This is a genomic window from Cohaesibacter sp. ES.047, assembly GCF_900215505.1.
Lineage (GTDB): Bacteria > Pseudomonadota > Alphaproteobacteria > Rhizobiales > Cohaesibacteraceae > Cohaesibacter.
Genome location: NZ_LT907844.1, coordinates 2,681,287 through 2,699,741, shown reverse-complemented (window position 1 = coordinate 2,699,741; position 18,455 = coordinate 2,681,287). Strand labels below are relative to the sequence as shown.

The following is an 18,455-nucleotide window of genomic DNA, read 5'->3' as shown; positions in this document are numbered from 1 at the left end:
GCGAGCGCACTTGTTAGCCCGCACGTCAGCTGGGAGGAATTGATTACAGGCCCATTTTGGCCAGACCATCCACGGAGTCTTTGTTCAGCTCCAGCAAGTTGTCAGTGATGATGTCGTGTCCTTCCACATCGGGATGAACAACGCCGAGGCCGGGAATATCCATGCCATCTTTGATTTCTTCACCATTCACGAGCATCTTGCCCATAGTTACAAAGACTTCGCCTGCCTGAGCAGGATTCCACATAAAGCCGCCTGAGAGCACGCCACTATGGACCATTTTGCGACCCTGACCGGGCGAGAACGGACCAAGCACAACGATTTCACCGCTTTTGCGGCGTTCTTCAACAGCACGTGCTGCGCCGATCGGACCCTGACTACCGAAGGCAAGAATGCCTTTGAGGTCGGGATGTGCAGCAATCAGATCAAGCGCTGTCGAGCGGCTGTCATCGACGTTTTCAGCCACGCCATAGCGATCACCGACCAGTTCGATTTCGGGATGATTGGCCTTGAGCCAAGCGATGGCCGCATCCGCCCATGCATTGTGCAGCGGCACAGTCAGCGAGCCAACGAAGACAGCGTATTTGCCCCCGCCTTCCACTTTTTCGGCCAGCAGCTTGCCATAGGCTTCACCAAATCCCTTGGCAGAAGCCAGCTCGAAGTTCCAGTCAACATTCTTGAGGCCGGGACCTTCATGGGAGATGACGATGATGCCCGCGTCCTGAGCTTTTTTCAGCACGGGCTCGAGAGCGGATTCATCATTGGGCACGACGCCGATCACATCAACGCCCTTGGCGATGAGATCTTCGATCGCCTGCACCTGCAGAGCCGGGTCGGCGGATACAGGACCGATCATCTCGGCGTCCACTCCGATTTCCGAAGCGCGCTTTTCGATGCCCATCTCCATTGCATTGAACCAGGGAATACCACCAATTTTCACGACGACACCCATCGTCGGATCAGCCGCACTGGCTGACGTTGCAAGGCCTGCAACCAACGCGATTCCTGCGACAAAACCTAATAGTTTGCTTTTCATATGATCCTCCCAGATCTTTAATTCTCGTATAAAACGAACAATCGATTGCGCAAATGCATAAATTGACAATTCCCAAGTCCTTACAGAGGTATTATCAATTAGTCTCCTTCGATTGCACAATCGATATTTCACATCTAGTCAAACTTGGCATATGATGTCAATAGAGTTCATTGCCATCACGAATCGAGACCAAATGAAATCGACCCCGAAGAGCACCATCTACGACATTGCCAAGCTGGCCAACGCGTCTCCTTCCACTGTCAGTGCGGCCCTCAACGGAACGTGGAGAAACCGCAGGATTCGCGCTGAAACCGCTGAACGCATTATAGCGATCGCGCGCGAATTCGGATATTCGACCAACCTTCAGGCGCGCGGCCTGCGCACGGCGCGCTCCGGATTGGTCGCCTTGTTGATGCCGGACTACACGAGCTTCTTTTCCACTCTGGCCGAAGCCTTTTCGGCTCGTGTGCGACAATTGGGCCTGTGCCCGGTCATTGTCTCCACCGAACGAAATCCGGAGGAGGAAATATCGACGGTCCAACAGCTGGCATCCTATGCCATAGATTCCCTGTTCATCGCCGGAGCTGCAGCTCCTGAGACCATCAGCAAATTCTGTCAAAAAGCGCATATCGATCATGTTTTCATTGACCAACCCTGCGCCTTGGCTCCTTCGGTCGTGACCGACAACGAAGCGGGATCCCTTGCACTGACACAGGAAATCCTGCGCAGCATGCCCAAGGGTCCGGCTTCGGACCGCCATCGGCCCTATTTTATTGGCGGCGACGCCACCCTGCCCGCCACAGCCAGCCGCATCCACAGCTTCCGGGCAGAAGTCACGCGCCAGCTTGGGCAATGCACTGACGACCAGATCATCGCCTGCTCTTACGATTCCGATCGTGCCGAGCAAGAGATCAAAGAGCTCTATGCGCACCTCGGAGGCTTGCCCGCCGGCCTTTTCATCAACTCGAGCGCAACGTTCGAAGGCGTCTTGCGCTTTCTTGCCATCATCCCGGAAGCAGATCTTCGAAACTGCTCCATCGGCTTTTTCGACTTCGAACCCTTCGGCATGCTGCTGCGTTTCCCTGTTCACATGGTGCGGCAACGGCATCGTGAGTTGATCAAACAGGCCTTCAAGCTGCTTGAATCCAAGGCCGAACCGGGCACTCTGGTCACCGTCACCCCTGTGATCTACAAGGCGGACGATCCTTACTCCTTGCAACGCGACCTTCCAACCGGAGCCATCTAGAATCAGCCGCTCGTTTAAAGGTCCGATACCCTCGGGCCGCGCATCAGGTGCGCGGCAGGGTGGTCGTGTGGTGTAGATCAAAGGCAGCACGCGCCGCCTCGGCGCTTTCATGCAACCCCGCCCCCTTGAGCGCAAACATCGCAGCGCCTAAAACGGTTGTCTCCGCCTCATCAACCGTATGAACCGGAATCCCAAGAGCATCGGCCTTGAGCTGCGTCCAAAAGCTGTTGCGTGTTCCACCGCCCACCAGGGTCAGCTCGCTGGCCTCGAAATTGCCGACCTTCTGCAGGATGGCCATGCCAGTCTGGAGGCGCGACACCAGCCCTTGCAAGGTGGCGCGAAACAGGGTGCCGCGATCCACATTGAGCGAGAGGTGATGCATTTCCCCCTTACCCACGAGCAGGTTCGGATTGACCGTGACCCCCCGACAGTCCTGCGGTGCGGCCATAGCCTCCTTGATCATGGTTTCATAGCGTTCCGCCCCTGACAGTTCGGAATACATGGTCCGGGCGATCCACTCGACCACCGCCGAAGCGATATATTGGAAACCGGGATTGTAATGTCCCTTCAAGACATCCCATTCGCAGGTGAAGGCCTCGTTGAAAATCTCCGGCCCCGGCAAATCGATCGTGTCGCACCGCGCCATCAGGATCTCCCACGTGCCAGAGCTAAGCACCGGCCTGTCGGGCGCCGCCCCTGCCCCAAAGATCGCAAACTGAGTGTCGTGACCGGCGGAGACAACGGGCGTTCCAGCATCAAGTCCCAGCGCTTCGGCTTCTTTGGACAATAGCGGCCCGATAACCTCACCGGGAAAGACCATCTGAGGAAACAAGTTGCTCGTCACCGTGACCGCGTCTAGGATTTCATCACTGAAGCTCTGGCTACGCAGATCGGTCATCTGGGATGTTCCCACCATGGTGGCGTCATTGGTCATGCGCCCGGTCATGCGGTGGCTGAACAAGGAACTCATAAACAGGAAATGGCTGGCCTGATGCAACAATTCCGGTCGATTCTCACGAAACCAGACAAATTTGTTGAGCGTGTTGAAAGAGAAATTCCCAACGCCGCTGATCTCGACAACCCGCTCGGGCGCAATATAGCGCTGCACATGGTCCATCGCTTCCAGCGTTCGGGGGCATTTCCAGCTGACGACTGGAAACAGCATTTTGCCATCTTGATTGAGGAAGGTGCCATCCGCTCCGAAGGTCGTCACGGCAATGGCCTTGATGCGCCCTGCCCCGATCTCCGAGGCAACCTGCCGCGAGCACAGGCAGAGCTTTTCATACAGCATCTCAAACGGCCAGTAATGCCAGTCGTCATGATCCTGATCCGGCGTTGTCACATTTTTCTGCGAGGCGCGTGCCAGCACCTTGCCTGTGGCATCCACCGCAATGGCGCGGACATTTGTGCTGCCGCAATCCAAGACCAGTACAGCTTCATCTGACATGGCAACTATCTCCCCCCTGCAGACACCAGCTCCCCTATTGCGTCAGGGGCTTGAATGGAATCCCTTGTTTTGTTGATCCGTCCTGCGCTTGACCTCGCCCTGTATGCCCTCCTCGCTTACATGGCAGTCGATACGCTCGACGGTGTTGATCAGTGTATAGCCGTCGCGCCCAAGCTTCGCTTTGTCACAGAGAAGAACATTGGAGCGACTGCTTCTGAGCATCGCCTTCTTCACACCCGCGTTCAGATCATTGCTGTCCCACGCCCCGGTTTCGGGGTCATAGGCCGAGCAGGAATGGAAACAGACGTCGGCGTGATAATCCAGAATGTGGCTGACGGTAACCGCACCCAGAAACGCCCCGTATTTCTCGTGATAATGCCCGCCGACGCAAATCACCTCGATCTTCGGCTTGGACACCAGATCAAACACGATACGAACGGAATTCGTGATCACGGTCAGCTTCATATCCGGTAGAGCCTGCGCCAGATTCCAAGCTGTGGAACTGGGATCAAGCATCAGGACGTCTCCCTCGCGAATAAGCGGCAACGCGCGCTGCGCAATCACGCTCTTGGCCTCAGGGCTCTCCTGCTGCCGGCTGCTGAAGGACAGGGCGCTGATGTGATCGTTGAGCGAGGTGGCACCGCCATGGATACGGCGCAAATAGCCTGCGTCCTCCAGAGTACGCAGATCCCTGCGGATCGTCTCTACGGCTACACCGAACTGATCTGACAGCTCCGCCACAGTGATCGACCCGGCGTGGTCTACGCGATTGACAATGTCCCTTAGGCGGTTGGTGAGCATCTGAGAGTTGTCCATAAACAGTCATAAACGGGCTTTTACAGATTGCCTGATCCACCCGTGAAGAGCAAGTTAATTCTGCGACACACAAGTGCATAATCATATTATATATCTGTTTTAGTTGTTTTATTTTTCTCACTCGCCGCAAATTTTCTATAGGGCGCTGCGTTGAAGAGACGCAATTAGCAAGCTTGCCGAAATCAAAATTGCATGATAAAACGGTCGAAATCGGTCATTTTGACCTCAAACCCGAATGACACGCCTTCCCTAAGTTCATGGGGTGCCTGCTCCATTCGGAATTCAACATTGAAGGAGCACCACCATGAGTGATGAACTAAGCTTGAGAAAAAGTCTGATTGCAGCGTGTAATGAAATGAATGCAAGCGGGCTCAATCAGGGGACGTCAGGCAACATCAGCGTGCGCGTCGACGGCGGCATGCTTATCACGCCGTCCGGCGTTGCCTACGACCAGATGGAACCTGAAGAAATCGTCTTTGTCAGCACGGACGGCAAATATGCGGAGGATCAGGTGCCCTCAAGCGAGTGGCGCTTTCATCTGGCCGCTCTGGAAAGCCGCCCCGAAGCCAATGCCGTTGTGCACAATCACGCGCTTTACTCCACCACAATCGCAATCATGAACAAGCCGATCCCGGCAATTCACTACATGATCGCAACTGCGGGCGGCAACAGCATTCCGTGCGTCGACTACGCCACATATGGCACGCCGGAGCTCTCGAAACTGGTGGAAGCCGGCCTCAAAGATCGCAAGGCCATCCTGATGCGCCATCACGGCATGATCGCAACAGGGTCTTCGTTGGCGCAGGCCATGTGGCTGGCAGTTGAAGTGGAAACGCTGGCGAAATGGTACGTGAATCTGTTGCAGATCACCGACAATCCTCCCTGCTTGTCCGACGCGGAAATTGAGGTTGTCCTGAAGAAAATCGCAAACTACGGCCTGCGTGAGAAAACCGCCTGAGGCTACAGCCACATGACGGTTTAACGCAGTCAAACGACATGTCAGGAGTGCTCCTATTGAAGCTCTCCTGATCACACTAGAGGCACACGCTTCAGCCCGTGCGTCTTAATTCATGCCGCGCAATCTGCGGCTTAGGCTTTTGTCTCGAGATTGGTCAGACAACCAGATCCCGAGCAGCCGTTCGCGAATTCCGGCGTGGCTGATCTTGCAAGTCTGGCGACCGTTGAAATAGAAATTCACGCTATTGCGGCTCGTGGCCGTGGCTGTGAACCGATCCGACGCTTTAACCGACCGAAAACAATTTTCGAGTTTGGCCGCGATTGCGGCATGATCAGGCCGGTCTCCCTCCATGCGTTCCATCTCGGAAATGGAGGCATCGATCAGGCGTTTTTTGGAAAAGCTACGGTCATAATCCAGCGTCAAGGCAAATGGCCGCTTCCAGTTAAACGCCCTTCCTTGCTGAGTAAACAAAGCCGCAGAATAAACTCGGAACCCCAGAAAGCGAACCTGTGCTTCGCCTATTTTCTCTGGTGATCGAACCTGCGCCATGACATTGCTGGAAAGCGTGTTGGAGGAGGCCGGCGCGGCCATCAATAGACCGAGTAAAACAACAATTGATCTCAAAACGGGATGTCCCTGCACGTTAAAATCCCCTGCTTGGTTGTATTGGGGTTTTTACGCAAGGTCTCCCGCTTCGGATCATATCGGGTCCGTTGATGTGTGGTTGGTCGCCCTGCATGCATCCATGCCGCAATTGACCAAGCGCTTTCATCTATTGCTTGGCGACATAGGCCTTTAAAGCCGCACGAACGCCTTGCGAATGAAGAAGGGTAAGCCACTTTCCGAACGCATCAGCGAAAGAAACGTTACGCGCCAAATCGCCAAAGACCGCTTCATTTTCAAGAAAGGCCCTTGGTTGGTCGATTGCCATGTTCGACAGTCGCACCAAAGTCTCCGCCATTGGATCGACAATCTGAACTGCCGAACCATCTTCCATGACACCGGTGCAGTATCGACACCACAGCGCCACCTCAAGTGCGAAGCCTTCCACTGAATGTCCCATTTCCAATGCATCCCGCAGGGCTGGCAATATGAATTTGGGCTGGCGATCGGATCCGTCGGCGACATTCCTTGGAATGGTATCGCCCATTTCCCGATTTGAAAAACGGGCGATCACTGTCGCAAGATATGCCGCATAGTCGACGCCTGAAAGTGGCTTCAGGGTTGGAATTGCCTCTCTGGTTTGCACCGCCTGAAGCCAATTGCAAATGTCCTGATCCGCCATTGCATCATGAACGAAATGGTAGCCCATCAAGGCCGCTGCGTAGCAAACACTGGCGTGCCCCGCGTTCAATATTCGCAGCTTCATCAATTCATGGGCTCGAACATCTTTGACAAATTCACACCCGACGGCTTCAAGCGGAGGTCGACCTTGAGGGAATTTATCCTCGATAACCCACTGGCGAAAAGGCTCACAAACCACCGGGGCGGCGTCTTTCACACCAAATGTTTCCTCAACAATCGCACGCTCCCGCTCTGTCGTTGCCGGTGTGATACGGTCCACCATGCAATTGGGGAAACTCACATTTGCATCGATCCAATCGGCAAATTCGGGATTGGAGAGTCTGGCCAGCCCAACAAGGGTCTGCTTCGCCACCTGACCATTTTCTGGCAGATTATCGCAGGACAGAATGGTGAACGGGGGAACCCCGCTCTCTTTGCGAGATTGCAAGGCGCGCAAAATGATCCCGAACAGCGTCTTCGGACTGTCCGGATTGTTCGCGTCGGCCTGAATGTCCGGATGTGCGATGTCCAACCGGCCACTGGCCGCGTCTATGTAATATCCGCCTTCTGTGATGGTCATAGAGAGAATCCGAATTCTGGGATCCACCATGCCTGCCAGAAGGGTGTCTGGGTCGATTGGCAGAAAGTCAATCATCGCTCCGGTGACAGAAGCAGACAGCCCGTTTGGATCCAACTCAACAACTGTCGTTAGCCAATCCTGCGCTTGCAATGCCTGGCGCATCGTCTCATCACTGGGCCGCATGCCGGCCCCAACGATGCCCCAATCGAATCCCAATCCCCTGTTCATCAGGTCGTTGAGATAGACTGCCATATGTGCACGATGGAAATTACCAACCCCGACATGAAGAATGCCGGGAGTGATCCCACTGCGATCATAGGACGGAACAGACTGTATTCCAGACAGGGATTGCAACGCTTTTCGGTTCAGAGCGGTCGTCATGATTGCACCAGTTTTCAGATGGTCGACACAGGAAAGACACCTGGAACCAGAGGCGGTTGCTAATGGGGATCACCACCTCTGGCCAGGGAGTTGGACATTCAGCAGGCGGTGAACCCGCCATCAATTGGCAAGGTGACGCCGGAGATCATGGAAGCACCATCACTGAGCAGGAAGACGATGGGCGCCGCAATCTCGGCTTCTGTGGCCCAGCGCCCGAGGGGCATTTGTTCCAGAAACGGGCCTTCAATGTCTTCCCGTCCCCAGTACCATGCCGACATCGGGGTCATTACCACGGTTGGATTGACGCTGTTGACCCGAATGCCGTGCGGGCCCAGTTCGAGCGCCGACACACGCGTGATATTGTCAAGCGCGGCTTTCGAAGATCCGTAGGAAATATGGCCCTTCAGGGCGACGAGAGACGCCTGACTGGATACATTGACGATTGCGCCGCCCTTGCCGAGTCGCACCATGCTCTGAGAGGCATATTTCGTCGCCAACAAGGCTCCACGCGCATTGATTGTCATGACCTTGTCGAACACCGAGATATCTGTCTCCATTGGCGTCGCGATCTCACCGCCAAAGCCGCCACAATTGACCAACCCCCAAAGGTCGAGACCTTCCAGTGCCTTGCGCACGTCTTCTTCAGACGCGAGGTCGAAAGCCAAGGTCCGACAACCGGTTTCTTCGGCCAATCGGGTGAGGACTTCTTCGTTTCGTCCGCTTGCGATCACCTCAGCACCAGCGGCAATGAGCTGTCGAACAGTCTCCGCGCCGATGCCGCCGCTGGCTCCGGTTACAAGAATAGGGCCTTTATCAAAAGCTGACATAGTGAGTTTCCTTGTCGTTAGAATATTTAGTGCGCGCGGGCATCTGTTGCCCCAACTCTTCTAAAGCTCTGTCCCGTCCACTCATGCCAGGCGCTCTTCGGTTTTCGGATCAAACGCGACGGCCTTGTCCATGTTGAAAGCGAACGGGAATACACCACCGGGTTTGACAGGGGCATAGGCACGGAAGCGACCAACCACATCCTTGCCGCCCAAATGGGTCATGACAAATGTGTCCGATCCGGCAGGCTCTGTGATTTCAACGAGCGCTTCGGCAATATGAATGCCAGAACTGGTCGGGTCCGCTGCTTCGGGATCCGTGATCGCCTCTGGTCTGATGCCAAGGATCACTGAACGCCCGTCATCGTCTGCCGTCACGTTGTCGCGCTTGAATGGAAGGCGGATGCTCGAGCCATCCTTCTTGGCGATTTCTACCTCCATGCCTGATCCACCTTGGCGGAAGACGGCCGGGAACAGGTTCATTGAGGGAGACCCCATGAATCCGGCAACAAACATATTGGCCGGATTGTCATAGATTTCCTGCGGTGTCCCCAACTGCTGCAAATAGCCGCCATACATCACTGCGATACGCGTCGATAGGGTCAGGGCCTCGATCTGGTCGTGGGTAACATATATGATGGTCGTGCCGAGCTTTTGATGCAGCTTCTTGATTTCCGTGCGCATGTCCACGCGCAATTTTGCGTCCAGATTGGACAATGGCTCATCGAACAGGAAGACATCGGGATCCCGGGTCAGGGCGCGCCCCATGGCCACGCGCTGCCTCTGCCCTCCAGACAATTGGCCAGGCTTGCGGTCAAGCAGCTGATCAATCTGAAGCAATTCCGAAACAGCATTGATCTTTCGATCACGCTCTTTCTTGGGCACACCATGCATTTCCATGCCGAACGAGATATTTCCGCGCACGGTCATGTTCGGGTAAAGCGCATAGGACTGAAACACCATGGCGATGTTGCGCTCGGACGGGCGGGTTTCATTGATGCGCCTATCCTTGATGCGAATTTCCCCCGAGGTTACCTCATCAAGCCCGGCGATCATGTTGAGCAAGGTGGATTTGCCGCAACCAGACGGGCCGACGAGCACGAGAAACTCCCCCTCCTCTACCGATATGTTGGTTTCTTTGAGAACCTGCACCGAGCCGTAGGATTTGGTTACGTTGTCGATATCGAGAAAACCCATCGGATTATCCTTTCACAGAGCCGGACATCAGACCGCGCACGAAATATCGGCCAGCGACGATGTAAACAAACAGGGTTGGCAGGGCCGCCATGATGGCTCCCGCAAAATGGACGTTGTATTCCTTCACGCCTGTCGATGACTGCACCAGATTGTTCAGGGCCACCGTCATTGGCTGGCTGTCAAAGTCGGAAAATGACGCGCCAAACAGGAAGTCGTTCCAAATGTTCGTGAAGAGCCAAATGATGCAAACAACTGCGATCGGCCCCGAGGATGGCAACAAGATGCGCCAGAAAATGGTGAAAAATCCCGCTCCATCTATCTGAGCGGCCCGCACCAGCTCGCTCGGGAAGGCAGCATAATAGTTGCGGAAGTACAGCGTTGAGAAGCTGATGCCATAGACGACATGGACGAAAACAAGCCCCGGAACCGTTCCTGCAATGCCCATGAAGCCCAGTGAGCGAGCCATGGGAATGAGGACGGTTTGGAAGGGAATGAAGCAACCGAACAGAATGAGACCAAAGATCAGCGTTGCCCCCTTGAAGGTCCATTTGGTCAGAACATAGCCATTCAGGGCACCCAATACCGTCGTGATCAGCACGGAGGGCACAACCATGATGATCGAGTTGAGGAAATAGGGTTTCAAACCCGTCGCATCGACACCGACCTGTGCTTGAGACCAAGCGCTCAACCAAGGAGCCAAGGTCCATTCTCCGGGCAGCGCCATCATGCCACCGGAGGTGATTTCATCGAGTGGCTTGAGCGAGTTGACCAGCATCACATAGAGAGGAAGCAGATAGTAAATGCAGAACAGAAACAGAGTTCCATAGATGGCTATCCGGCCAATCAGATTTGAGCGTTGAGCTGTCATGCCTTTTTCTCCCTCAATTCGGACCAGAGATAGGGCACGATGATGGCGGCGATCGTCAGCAACATGATTTCAGCCGACGCCGCGCCGATACCCATGAGATTGCGCGTGAATGTGTAGGAATACATGAAGGTGGCGGGCACTTCGGTAGACGTTCCGGGGCCGCCATTGGTCAGGGCAACAACAAGGTCGTAGGACTTGATTGCCATATGGGCAAGCACGACAAAGGCCGACATGAAAGCAGGGCGCAATTGCGGGATCACGATCCGCCGATAGAGTGCGAATGTTGAGGCGCCATCCACTTCAGCTGCGCGCAGAATTTCGGTGTCGATGCCGCGCAAGCCTGCAAGGAATGTCGCCATTACAAAGCCTGATGTCTGCCAGACTGCTGCGATCACGATGGTGTAGATCGCCATGTCGCGGTTCTTGATCCAATCGAAGCGAAAGCTTTCCCAGCCCCAGCTATGCATCACAGCTTCAAGGCCAATGCCGGGATCGAGGAACCACTTCCACGCAACGCCCGTTACAATGAAGCTGAGCGCCATGGGATAGAGATAAATTGTCCGGATGAAGCCTTCATTCCGGATTTTCTGATCCAGAAGAATGGCCAGAAACAACCCGAGCAAACAACAAATGCCGATATACAGGCCTCCAAAAATCATGAGATTGGATGTTGCAATATCCCAAGCGCGAAGACTGAAGAGCTTTTCGTAGTTCCGCCATCCGATCAGTTCAAACCGCGGAAACATCCTCGAGTTGGTGAAGGACAGGTAGGTGGTAAAAAAAATGAAGCCATATATGAAGATGGCAACAATCGCGATGGTCGGGCTCAAAACCAGCTTTGGCAAGAGTGTTCTGAGCTGATCGCGAAGATCTCCCTTTACAGCATGGGCCAAAATGACGCCCCTTTCATTCCGAACGAGATGACAGTCAGATATCCGTTTCCCGCAGCTCGAAAGCTGCAAGATTGGTAGAGTTCAGACAGAGTGAAGCCTCGAGCCGTGCCAACGGATTTATCAATCCCACAAAGCACTTAGTTGAATATCGGGGCCGCCCGGAATTGTGGCGGACCCGATTTCGTTTCGTGGATCAGTAGCTGGCTGCCTCGACAGCATTGATCAAAGCAGCGACAGCATCCTCCGAACTCATATCCGAGTTGAAATGTTCGGTAACCACATCAAAGATTGCCCGCTGCACTGCTGATGTCTGCGCGGTGCCATGCGCGAGAGATCCGACAAGCGTGTTGTTTTTGTCAGCAATCGCGATGTCTTTCATGGAGCGCTGTCCGCATGCATCGAATTTTTCAGGCCCAATGTCATTGCGAGCGGGGATGGAGCCCTTCACCAGACTGAATGCCTCCTGAAAGTCCTTGGACATGATGCTTGATGCAAGTTGCAACTGGGCGTCTTTTTTGTCGCCAGACACATCAAAGCCTGCAAAGAAATCGGCGATCCAGAGGAAGGAGCCTTCCGTGTCCGGAGCCGGAACGCAGAGGATGTCTTCGCCCGGAACAACCTTGGCCCGCACGATCTCACCTTTTGCCCAGTCGCCCATCAACTGCATGGCCGCTTCGCCCTTGAGCAGCATTGCGGTCGCCAAGTTCCAGTCACGCCCTGAGAAATTATCATCAACAAAGCCGCGGATAATGCGCATCTGGTCAAAAACCTTGACCATGGTATCAGAGCCAAGGGCTTCCGGATCAAGTTCATGGATTGCCTTACGGTAGAAATCCGCTCCACCAAGACCGAGCACGACGTCATCAAAAATTGTCGTGTCCTGCCAAGGCTGACCACCATGAGCCAGCGGAATGATGCCTTTTTCTTGCAAGGTTTTGGCGACAGTGTTGAATTCCTCCCAGGTTTTTGGAGGTGTCAGCCCATTGTCCTTAAAGATCTTGGCGTTGATCCAGAGCCAGTTGGGACGATGAATTTCAACTGGCGCGGCAACCCATTTGCCGTCATAGATGGCAAATTCCTTCACCGAGCCGGGCAGCAATTTGTCCCAGTTTTCCTTTTCAGCGACTGAGCTCAGATCACCCAGAGACCCTTCTTGGGCCCATTCGCGAACGGCCATACCAAGCAATTGCGCAGCGGCAGGCGGATTGCCTGCGGCGACACGGGCTTTCAAAGTCGTTGAAGCGGCCTCACCGCCCCCTCCGGCAACCGGCATGTCCTGCCAACCGATGCCTTTTGATTGCAGATCTTCCTTGAGCACATTCAGGGCAGCAGCTTCACCGCCTGCAGTCCACCAATGCAGAACTTCAACATCGCTTGCCATGGCCGTTGATGAAAGGGCGAGCGCTGAAAAGACGGCAGCCACTCCGCCAGTGATAAACTTCTTCATGAAAATTCCTCCACTTCGTCTTTCGGCGCGGCAAATTGCACCTCGCGAAAGGCCTGAAAAAAACAAAGGAGTGATCCTAATTCCTCCACACTCACTTTGTTTGTTTGCTAAACAAACATAATTCTGATTTACTGTCAAGCAGCGATAGGACCTGCCAACTGCGTTTGTCGGGAGAGATCAATAAGGGTCTTTCATCGACGCATATTCTCTTTTGAATACTTGCAAAGAATGCCGTCCAGACGCTATGGGAGGAGCTCGGAGTAGAAAATGTCAAAGCCCAAAGCTGTACGCCAGACAAACGAAATTCGAACGCTTGAGGCCTTGCTGAAAAAGGGCCCGATGAGCCGTGCCGATCTGGCAAGGGAATTGAGCATTACACGGGCCACGGCCAGTAGCTTGGTAGCGTCTTTGGAGGAGGCAGGCTTTCTTGAAGAACCGAGCGACGCTGTCGAAGAAAAGCCGAACAGAACGGGGCGTCCGAGTATCCTAATCTCCCTAAAGCCGGAACATGCGATCTTTCTTGGAGCTTATATCACGGTGGGCCGTATCATACTTGCGGCGATTGATCTCAGCGCCATGGTGATTGCGATCGACATCATGGACTATGACCCGGCTGAGTTTACTGAACCCACTCAGATCGCGTCTTTGATGTCCGAACGGATTGCAGCCTTTGTTGGTGGTTTGCCACATCCACAGAATGTCAAAGGCTTGAAAATTGCCGTTCCGGGCCTCGTCGATCTTGATAGCACGATCGTGCGCGCGCCGATGCTTGGGTGGCGGGATGTGTCGTTCAAAGAGCTCATGCAAACGCACCTGCCTAATATAGAGATCTGTGGCCTCGACAACGACGCGAATGCCTTCGCCTTTGAAGAACTCTATTTGGGCAAACGATCCGAATTGCGGGAAGCCATTTATGTCTTCATTGATGCCGGTGTTGGCGGGTGTCTTGTCAGCGATGGTGAAATCCTGCGCGGGTTTGATGGCTATGCCGGAGAAATTGGACATATCATTGTCGGGGATGAGGGCTATTTTTCACCAACAGATGTCAAAGGGACTCTGGAAAGCTACATTGCTCGAAAAGGCATTCTTGCCCGGTTCCGGTCATTGGGCGGTGAGGCCCGTTCCATTTCGGATTTCATCGAGCGGCATGAGGCCGGAGATGCAGCAGCAAGACAAACGTTAGCGGACTGGTCGTTTTACCTTGGGCGCGGGATCGCCACCATGACAAGCATGCTGAATCCGGAAAGGATTATTCTGGGTGGTGCAGTTGCTCGTTTGCACAAGCTTGCCGATCAGCAGGTCATCGACAGCGTCAGAGCGCATCTCATGCCGAATTCCCGAGAACCGCTCATTGAAAGGTCCAGAATGGGTGCCGAAGCACCTGCCATCGGAGCCGCTCGAATGCTGCACCGAGATTTCTTTGCCCTCAAGTAGATAGAGATACCGCAGGCTCGCAGTCCGATAGAACCCGAGTTGATACGTCCCATTCGCGGGCATCGGATCGCAATAGCGTGTTGCTCTTCAGCTCCCAGCAAGCCGACATGCCTGCCAAGATTTACCGTCTTGATGTCGCCATTTCGCGACAATTGTAACCAGCTCTGCCGTCAGGTTCCAGTTCCGAAGATCATATGTGCTGTGGTACAAATAGTGGAACAATCGCGGCAATCAGGCGTATGAAAGAGTTTCCGGGATGGCCAGACCAAAATCCAAAGAGGAGCTGCTCGACGCGGCCGACAAGCAGTTCGAGGCGTTATTGTCTTTGATCGCTTCCATGAGCGACGACGCTCGATCTGCGCCGCTTTATTTTGGTGATGGGTTCGTGGGCAAGGAGGCTCATTGGGCGCGCGACAAGAATCTGCGCGACATACTGGTTCACTTATATGAATGGCATCAGCTCCTGCTCAACTGGGTTGCCGCAAACCAGAATGGGGACGACAAACCTTTCCTGCCAGCGCCATACAACTGGAAGACCTATGGCGACATGAACGCCGAGTTCTGGCGCAAGCATCAAGGCACCCCTCTTGAGGACGCCATGCGACGGCTCGAAACAAGTCATAAGCAGGTCATGGAAATGATCGAGCACTTCAGCAACAAAGAGCTGTTCGAGAAAAAACACTTCACGTGGACCGGCACGACAACACTCGGCTCCTATTGCGTCTCGGCGACGTCCAGCCACTATGACTGGGCGATGAAGAAGCTCCGAGCTCACATCAAAGCGCTCAAAAAGAGCAAGGACCAGACGCGGGCATGACAGGATCTTTTCATCCGGCTTCAGGCGTCAAATGTCGGTTACGCACTTCGCTGATTGGGCTTTGATGAGACGTCATTCAGATAATCAAGAGCGTCGGATCTGGACATGGGTTTAGCAAAATAGAAGCCCTGTATGTGCCTTAATCCCAATTCATGAAGGGCTTCCAGTTCGGCCTTGGTCTCCACACCCTCGACGATACAGTCAAGGTCCATGTCCCGTGCCAACATCGACAGCGATTTGACGATCTTGTAATTCTTCATGCCCTTATGAAGTCCCGAGACGAAACTGCGATCAATTTTTATCTTTGACAAGGGAAAGTGGTGAAGCCTGGTCAGACTCGAGTGCCCCACGCCAAAGTCATCCAGTGATATAGCGCAGCCGAGATTTCTGAATAGTCCCAAATTTCTGACGACTTGCTCAATATCTGAATTAAGAGCGGTTTCGGTGATCTCGATATTGAGCCTCTGAGGGGCAATGCCCCGCTTTCCGATCTGCCTGTAGAACCAAAGCATCAGTTTTTCATCCGAGACATCAAGCGCTGACAAATTGACCGACAGGCTGACGGGCGCTGGCCAATCAGAAAGCGCACTCAGAGACTTTTCAAGAATGACCCGGGTAATATCTCCGATCACGCCCAGATTTTCGGCGACGGAAATAAACTCATCAGGAGCGACGAGCCCCAAACGCGGATTGTGCCATCTGGCAAGCGCTTCGAAGGCAATCACGCGGTTATCGACGCTGTCGACGATGGGTTGAAACAGGGGACAGATCTCGTCGCTGAAATGAGCTCGTTTCAAATCGCTTTTGATTTGTCCCGATCTGCGGAACTGCTCGTTCAACTCCTCGGAAAACAGGACGCATTGGCCGACATGTTCGCTTTTGCCCTTGTACAGGGCGAAATCTGCCTTTTCCATCAGGTCCGCGAGACCGTCATTGCTTGCATCAAAAACAGCCAGCCCTACCGTGGCCGAGATGGAGAGTTCTATCCCCTTCAGAGCATAGGGTTGGGCGAGGATATGACAGATCTCGTCGCCAACGGTTTGACAGTCTTCAGTGGAAGCAGGGTTGCGGAACGTGAAGACGAATTCATCGCCTCCAATACGGAAGAAGGTGACATCGGAATAAACTTTATGGAATTCATCCAAGCGATGGCCAACCTCTTTTAGCAACTCGTCACCAAGCAAATGACTGTAGAGATCATTGACCAGTTTGAATTCATCCAGATCGATTGATCCAACAGCGAGGCTGTATGCTTCGGCACAGCTTGTGAGGCATTCATGTTCCAAATGTGCGTAAAATGAACGACGATTGGCCAGTCCGGTAAGATTGTCGCGATTTGCCAGCTCGAAATTCACATCGGCCAATTGCTGGGATCGTGCTTGTTCAGACACCATTTGCTTGAAAGACTGAAAGCCTCTTCGGGAGACGATCAGCATCCCGATGCAGACAAGAGTCAGATTGGTCAAGGCGCCAAACGCCAACATATCCCACTGCGTCCAGGCATATACGAACAGTGACGAAGCAACGATTACAGATACGACGACAGCTGCGGGCGGCAGGACACTCAGACAAAAAATGCAGGTTACGACCGAGAAGGCCATAAAAAAGGCGGTGTGCGCTTTCAGCAAATCATCGCCAAATTGGTAAAGCAACGTTACCCAGACCGAAAAGGCAAATGCGATGGCGCCGGCCGAATGTATGACTGACGTCAGCTTCATGGTCGCCGTTCGGGTATTGACCGTTTTCGCGTCAAAATTAAGCCAATGCACAATGCGAGGCAGGACAACGATCATGGACGCAAGCATGGGATAAAAAGTCAACCAGTCCGGCGCGATTCCGACATATTCGTAGCTGAGCAGGCCACCACAAATGAGTATGATGGCATACATGATGGGCAACTGTGTCGAGAGTGCCTCCAACTGAGCCTTTTTAAGGTTCAGATTGTCCCTGTCTAGCAGATACCAATTTTTCACCGATGCAACGAATTGCCGTATAGAAAGGGTCATTCGACACTACTTTGAGAGAGGACACGAATGGACAATCTATACCAATTCTAATTTAAAGATGTCTTATGATCGGCTCATAGACTGAAAGCATGTTGAGACCATGCGACGGTAGACACTCAAAAGCCAGAGCTTGTCAGACGGATCCCGATGCATCAGGGTCGCGCGCATCAGAGCGCGCGACCCTTTTCATTGAAGAGATGCCAATGGTCTGGATCAAGCGTCAGTTCTATCGTGTCACCTTCGTTGCCAACCCAATGCTCATCGCTTTTGAAAATGAGCAATGGTGCGTCAGGCGCGGCCCCGTCGAGACTGATGTAGTAGAGCGCAAATTCACCAAACTGCTCGACGACATCGACTTTGCCATGCAGTTGCCCCTCGCCTGAATTTGCCAGCCGAAGATGTTCGGGCCGGACACCGACAACATGTGTCTCTTTTGGAAAATCCGGGCTTCTCCGGTCGTTGTCGAGGGCAAGCTTTCCGCCTTCCACCGGCAGAAAGTTCATCGTCTGACCACCGATAAAGCCACCAACGAACGCATTGCAGGGAGAGCGGTATAGCTCAAGGGGTGTTCCCACCTGCTCAATCTGCCCTGCCCTTAAAACGACAATCCGGTCGGCCAGTGTCATGGCTTCGGTCTGATCGTGGGTCACGTAGATCATCGTGGTGCCAAGTTGCGCATGCAGTCTTGCCAGTTCGACGCGAGTCTGCCCTCGAAGGGCGGCATCAAGGTTGGACAGGGGTTCGTCAAAGAGAAAGACCTGCGGTTCCCTGACAATGGCTCGTCCGATCGCGACGCGTTGCCTCTGACCACCAGAAAGCGCCTTTGGCGAGCGATCCAGATACGGCTCGAGCTGCAGGATTTCTGAGGCGATTGACACACGCTCTTCGATCAACTCCTTTGACGCGCCCGACATCTCCAGCCCGAAGGACATGTTTTCCCGCACCGACATATGCGGATAAAGAGCATAGGACTGGAAGACCATCGCAATGCCCCGCTTGGGCGCAGGTAAATCATTGACGACCTTTCCATTGATCAGAACATCGCCAGACGTGATGTGTTCGAGCCCGGCAATCATCCGAAGCAATGTGGATTTGCCACACCCCGACGGCCCAACAAAGACGATGAATTCACCGTCTTTGATATCAAGGTTCACGCCGCGAATGACCTGAACCGCACTATAGGCTTTTTCGACATTTCTGAGTTCAAGATTTGCCATATCTAAA

General features: G+C 53.8%; 16 protein-coding genes. 4 read left to right on the top strand and 12 right to left on the bottom strand.

Annotated elements, in window-relative coordinates; all coding sequences use genetic code 11:
• Nucleotides 1–43: 43 nt before the first annotated feature.
• Nucleotides 44–1,033, bottom strand: a complete 990-nt coding sequence (locus CPH65_RS12320) for a substrate-binding domain-containing protein (RefSeq protein ID WP_096173738.1) — start codon at nt 1,031–1,033, stop codon at nt 44–46.
• Nucleotides 1,034–1,226: 193 nt separating this feature from the next.
• Here CPH65_RS12320 and CPH65_RS12315 point away from each other — a divergent pair, with 193 nt between their 5' ends.
• On the top strand, nt 1,227–2,279 hold the full coding sequence (locus CPH65_RS12315; RefSeq protein ID WP_096176388.1) for a LacI family DNA-binding transcriptional regulator: 1,053 nt from the start codon (nt 1,227–1,229) through the stop codon (nt 2,277–2,279).
• Between the two features lie 43 nt (nt 2,280–2,322).
• Here CPH65_RS12315 and fucK read toward each other — a convergent pair whose 3' ends face one another.
• Together fucK and CPH65_RS12305 are read right to left on the bottom strand one after the other, a co-directional pair.
• Nucleotides 2,323–3,726: an L-fuculokinase gene (fucK, locus tag CPH65_RS12310; RefSeq protein WP_096173737.1), complete on the bottom strand. Its 1,404-nt coding sequence runs from the start codon at nt 3,724–3,726 to the stop codon at nt 2,323–2,325.
• Nucleotides 3,727–3,768: 42 nt separating this feature from the next.
• The gene (locus tag CPH65_RS12305; RefSeq protein ID WP_096173736.1) at nt 3,769–4,542 is read right to left on the bottom strand and encodes a DeoR/GlpR family DNA-binding transcription regulator; all 774 of its coding nucleotides are present in this window, start codon (nt 4,540–4,542) and stop codon (nt 3,769–3,771) included.
• A 304-nt stretch (nt 4,543–4,846) separates the two neighbouring features.
• Here CPH65_RS12305 and CPH65_RS12300 point away from each other — a divergent pair, with 304 nt between their 5' ends.
• Entirely contained in the window at nt 4,847–5,500 is a 654-nt protein-coding gene (locus CPH65_RS12300; protein WP_096173735.1) for an L-fuculose-phosphate aldolase, read from the top strand.
• Between the two features lie 105 nt (nt 5,501–5,605).
• Here the strand turns inward: CPH65_RS12300 and CPH65_RS12295 are convergent, their stop codons facing one another.
• The 7 genes from CPH65_RS12295 to CPH65_RS12265 form a co-directional block, all read right to left on the bottom strand.
• Complete coding sequence (locus tag CPH65_RS12295; protein ID WP_157747663.1) at nt 5,606–6,142, bottom strand: chalcone isomerase family protein; 537 nt, start codon at nt 6,140–6,142, stop codon at nt 5,606–5,608.
• Between the two features lie 130 nt (nt 6,143–6,272).
• Complete coding sequence (locus CPH65_RS12290; protein WP_096173733.1) at nt 6,273–7,745, bottom strand: mannitol dehydrogenase family protein; 1,473 nt, start codon at nt 7,743–7,745, stop codon at nt 6,273–6,275.
• 98 nt (nt 7,746–7,843) lie between these two features.
• The gene (locus tag CPH65_RS12285) at nt 7,844–8,572 is read right to left on the bottom strand and encodes an SDR family oxidoreductase (RefSeq protein ID WP_096173732.1); all 729 of its coding nucleotides are present in this window, start codon (nt 8,570–8,572) and stop codon (nt 7,844–7,846) included.
• Nucleotides 8,573–8,653: 81 nt separating this feature from the next.
• On the bottom strand, nt 8,654–9,766 hold the full coding sequence (locus tag CPH65_RS12280; RefSeq protein WP_096173731.1) for an ABC transporter ATP-binding protein: 1,113 nt from the start codon (nt 9,764–9,766) through the stop codon (nt 8,654–8,656).
• A 4-nt stretch (nt 9,767–9,770) separates the two neighbouring features.
• Nucleotides 9,771–10,634, bottom strand: a complete 864-nt coding sequence (locus CPH65_RS12275) for a carbohydrate ABC transporter permease (RefSeq protein ID WP_096173730.1) — start codon at nt 10,632–10,634, stop codon at nt 9,771–9,773.
• A complete protein-coding gene (locus CPH65_RS12270; RefSeq protein ID WP_096173729.1) occupies nt 10,631–11,527 on the bottom strand; it encodes a carbohydrate ABC transporter permease in 897 nt (298 codons plus the stop codon). Before CPH65_RS12270 ends, CPH65_RS12275 begins: the two co-directional genes overlap by 4 nt.
• A gap of 193 nt (nt 11,528–11,720) precedes the next feature.
• Nucleotides 11,721–12,974 (bottom strand): ABC transporter substrate-binding protein, encoded by a 1,254-nt coding sequence (locus tag CPH65_RS12265; RefSeq protein WP_096173728.1) that lies wholly within the window; start codon nt 12,972–12,974, stop codon nt 11,721–11,723.
• 267 nt (nt 12,975–13,241) lie between these two features.
• On the opposite strand from CPH65_RS12265, the gene CPH65_RS12260 reads away from it, so the two are divergent.
• Both CPH65_RS12260 and CPH65_RS12255 read left to right on the top strand, forming a co-directional pair.
• A complete protein-coding gene (locus CPH65_RS12260) occupies nt 13,242–14,408 on the top strand; it encodes an ROK family transcriptional regulator (protein ID WP_096173727.1) in 1,167 nt (388 codons plus the stop codon).
• Nucleotides 14,409–14,664: 256 nt separating this feature from the next.
• On the top strand, nt 14,665–15,225 hold the full coding sequence (locus tag CPH65_RS12255; protein WP_096173726.1) for a ClbS/DfsB family four-helix bundle protein: 561 nt from the start codon (nt 14,665–14,667) through the stop codon (nt 15,223–15,225).
• 38 nt (nt 15,226–15,263) lie between these two features.
• Here CPH65_RS12255 and CPH65_RS12250 read toward each other — a convergent pair whose 3' ends face one another.
• Entirely contained in the window at nt 15,264–17,231 is a 1,968-nt protein-coding gene (locus CPH65_RS12250) for a bifunctional diguanylate cyclase/phosphodiesterase (RefSeq protein ID WP_096173725.1), read from the bottom strand.
• A 167-nt stretch (nt 17,232–17,398) separates the two neighbouring features.
• Complete coding sequence (locus CPH65_RS12245; protein ID WP_096173724.1) at nt 17,399–18,448, bottom strand: ABC transporter ATP-binding protein; 1,050 nt, start codon at nt 18,446–18,448, stop codon at nt 17,399–17,401.
• Between the last annotated feature and the right edge of the window lie 7 nt (nt 18,449–18,455).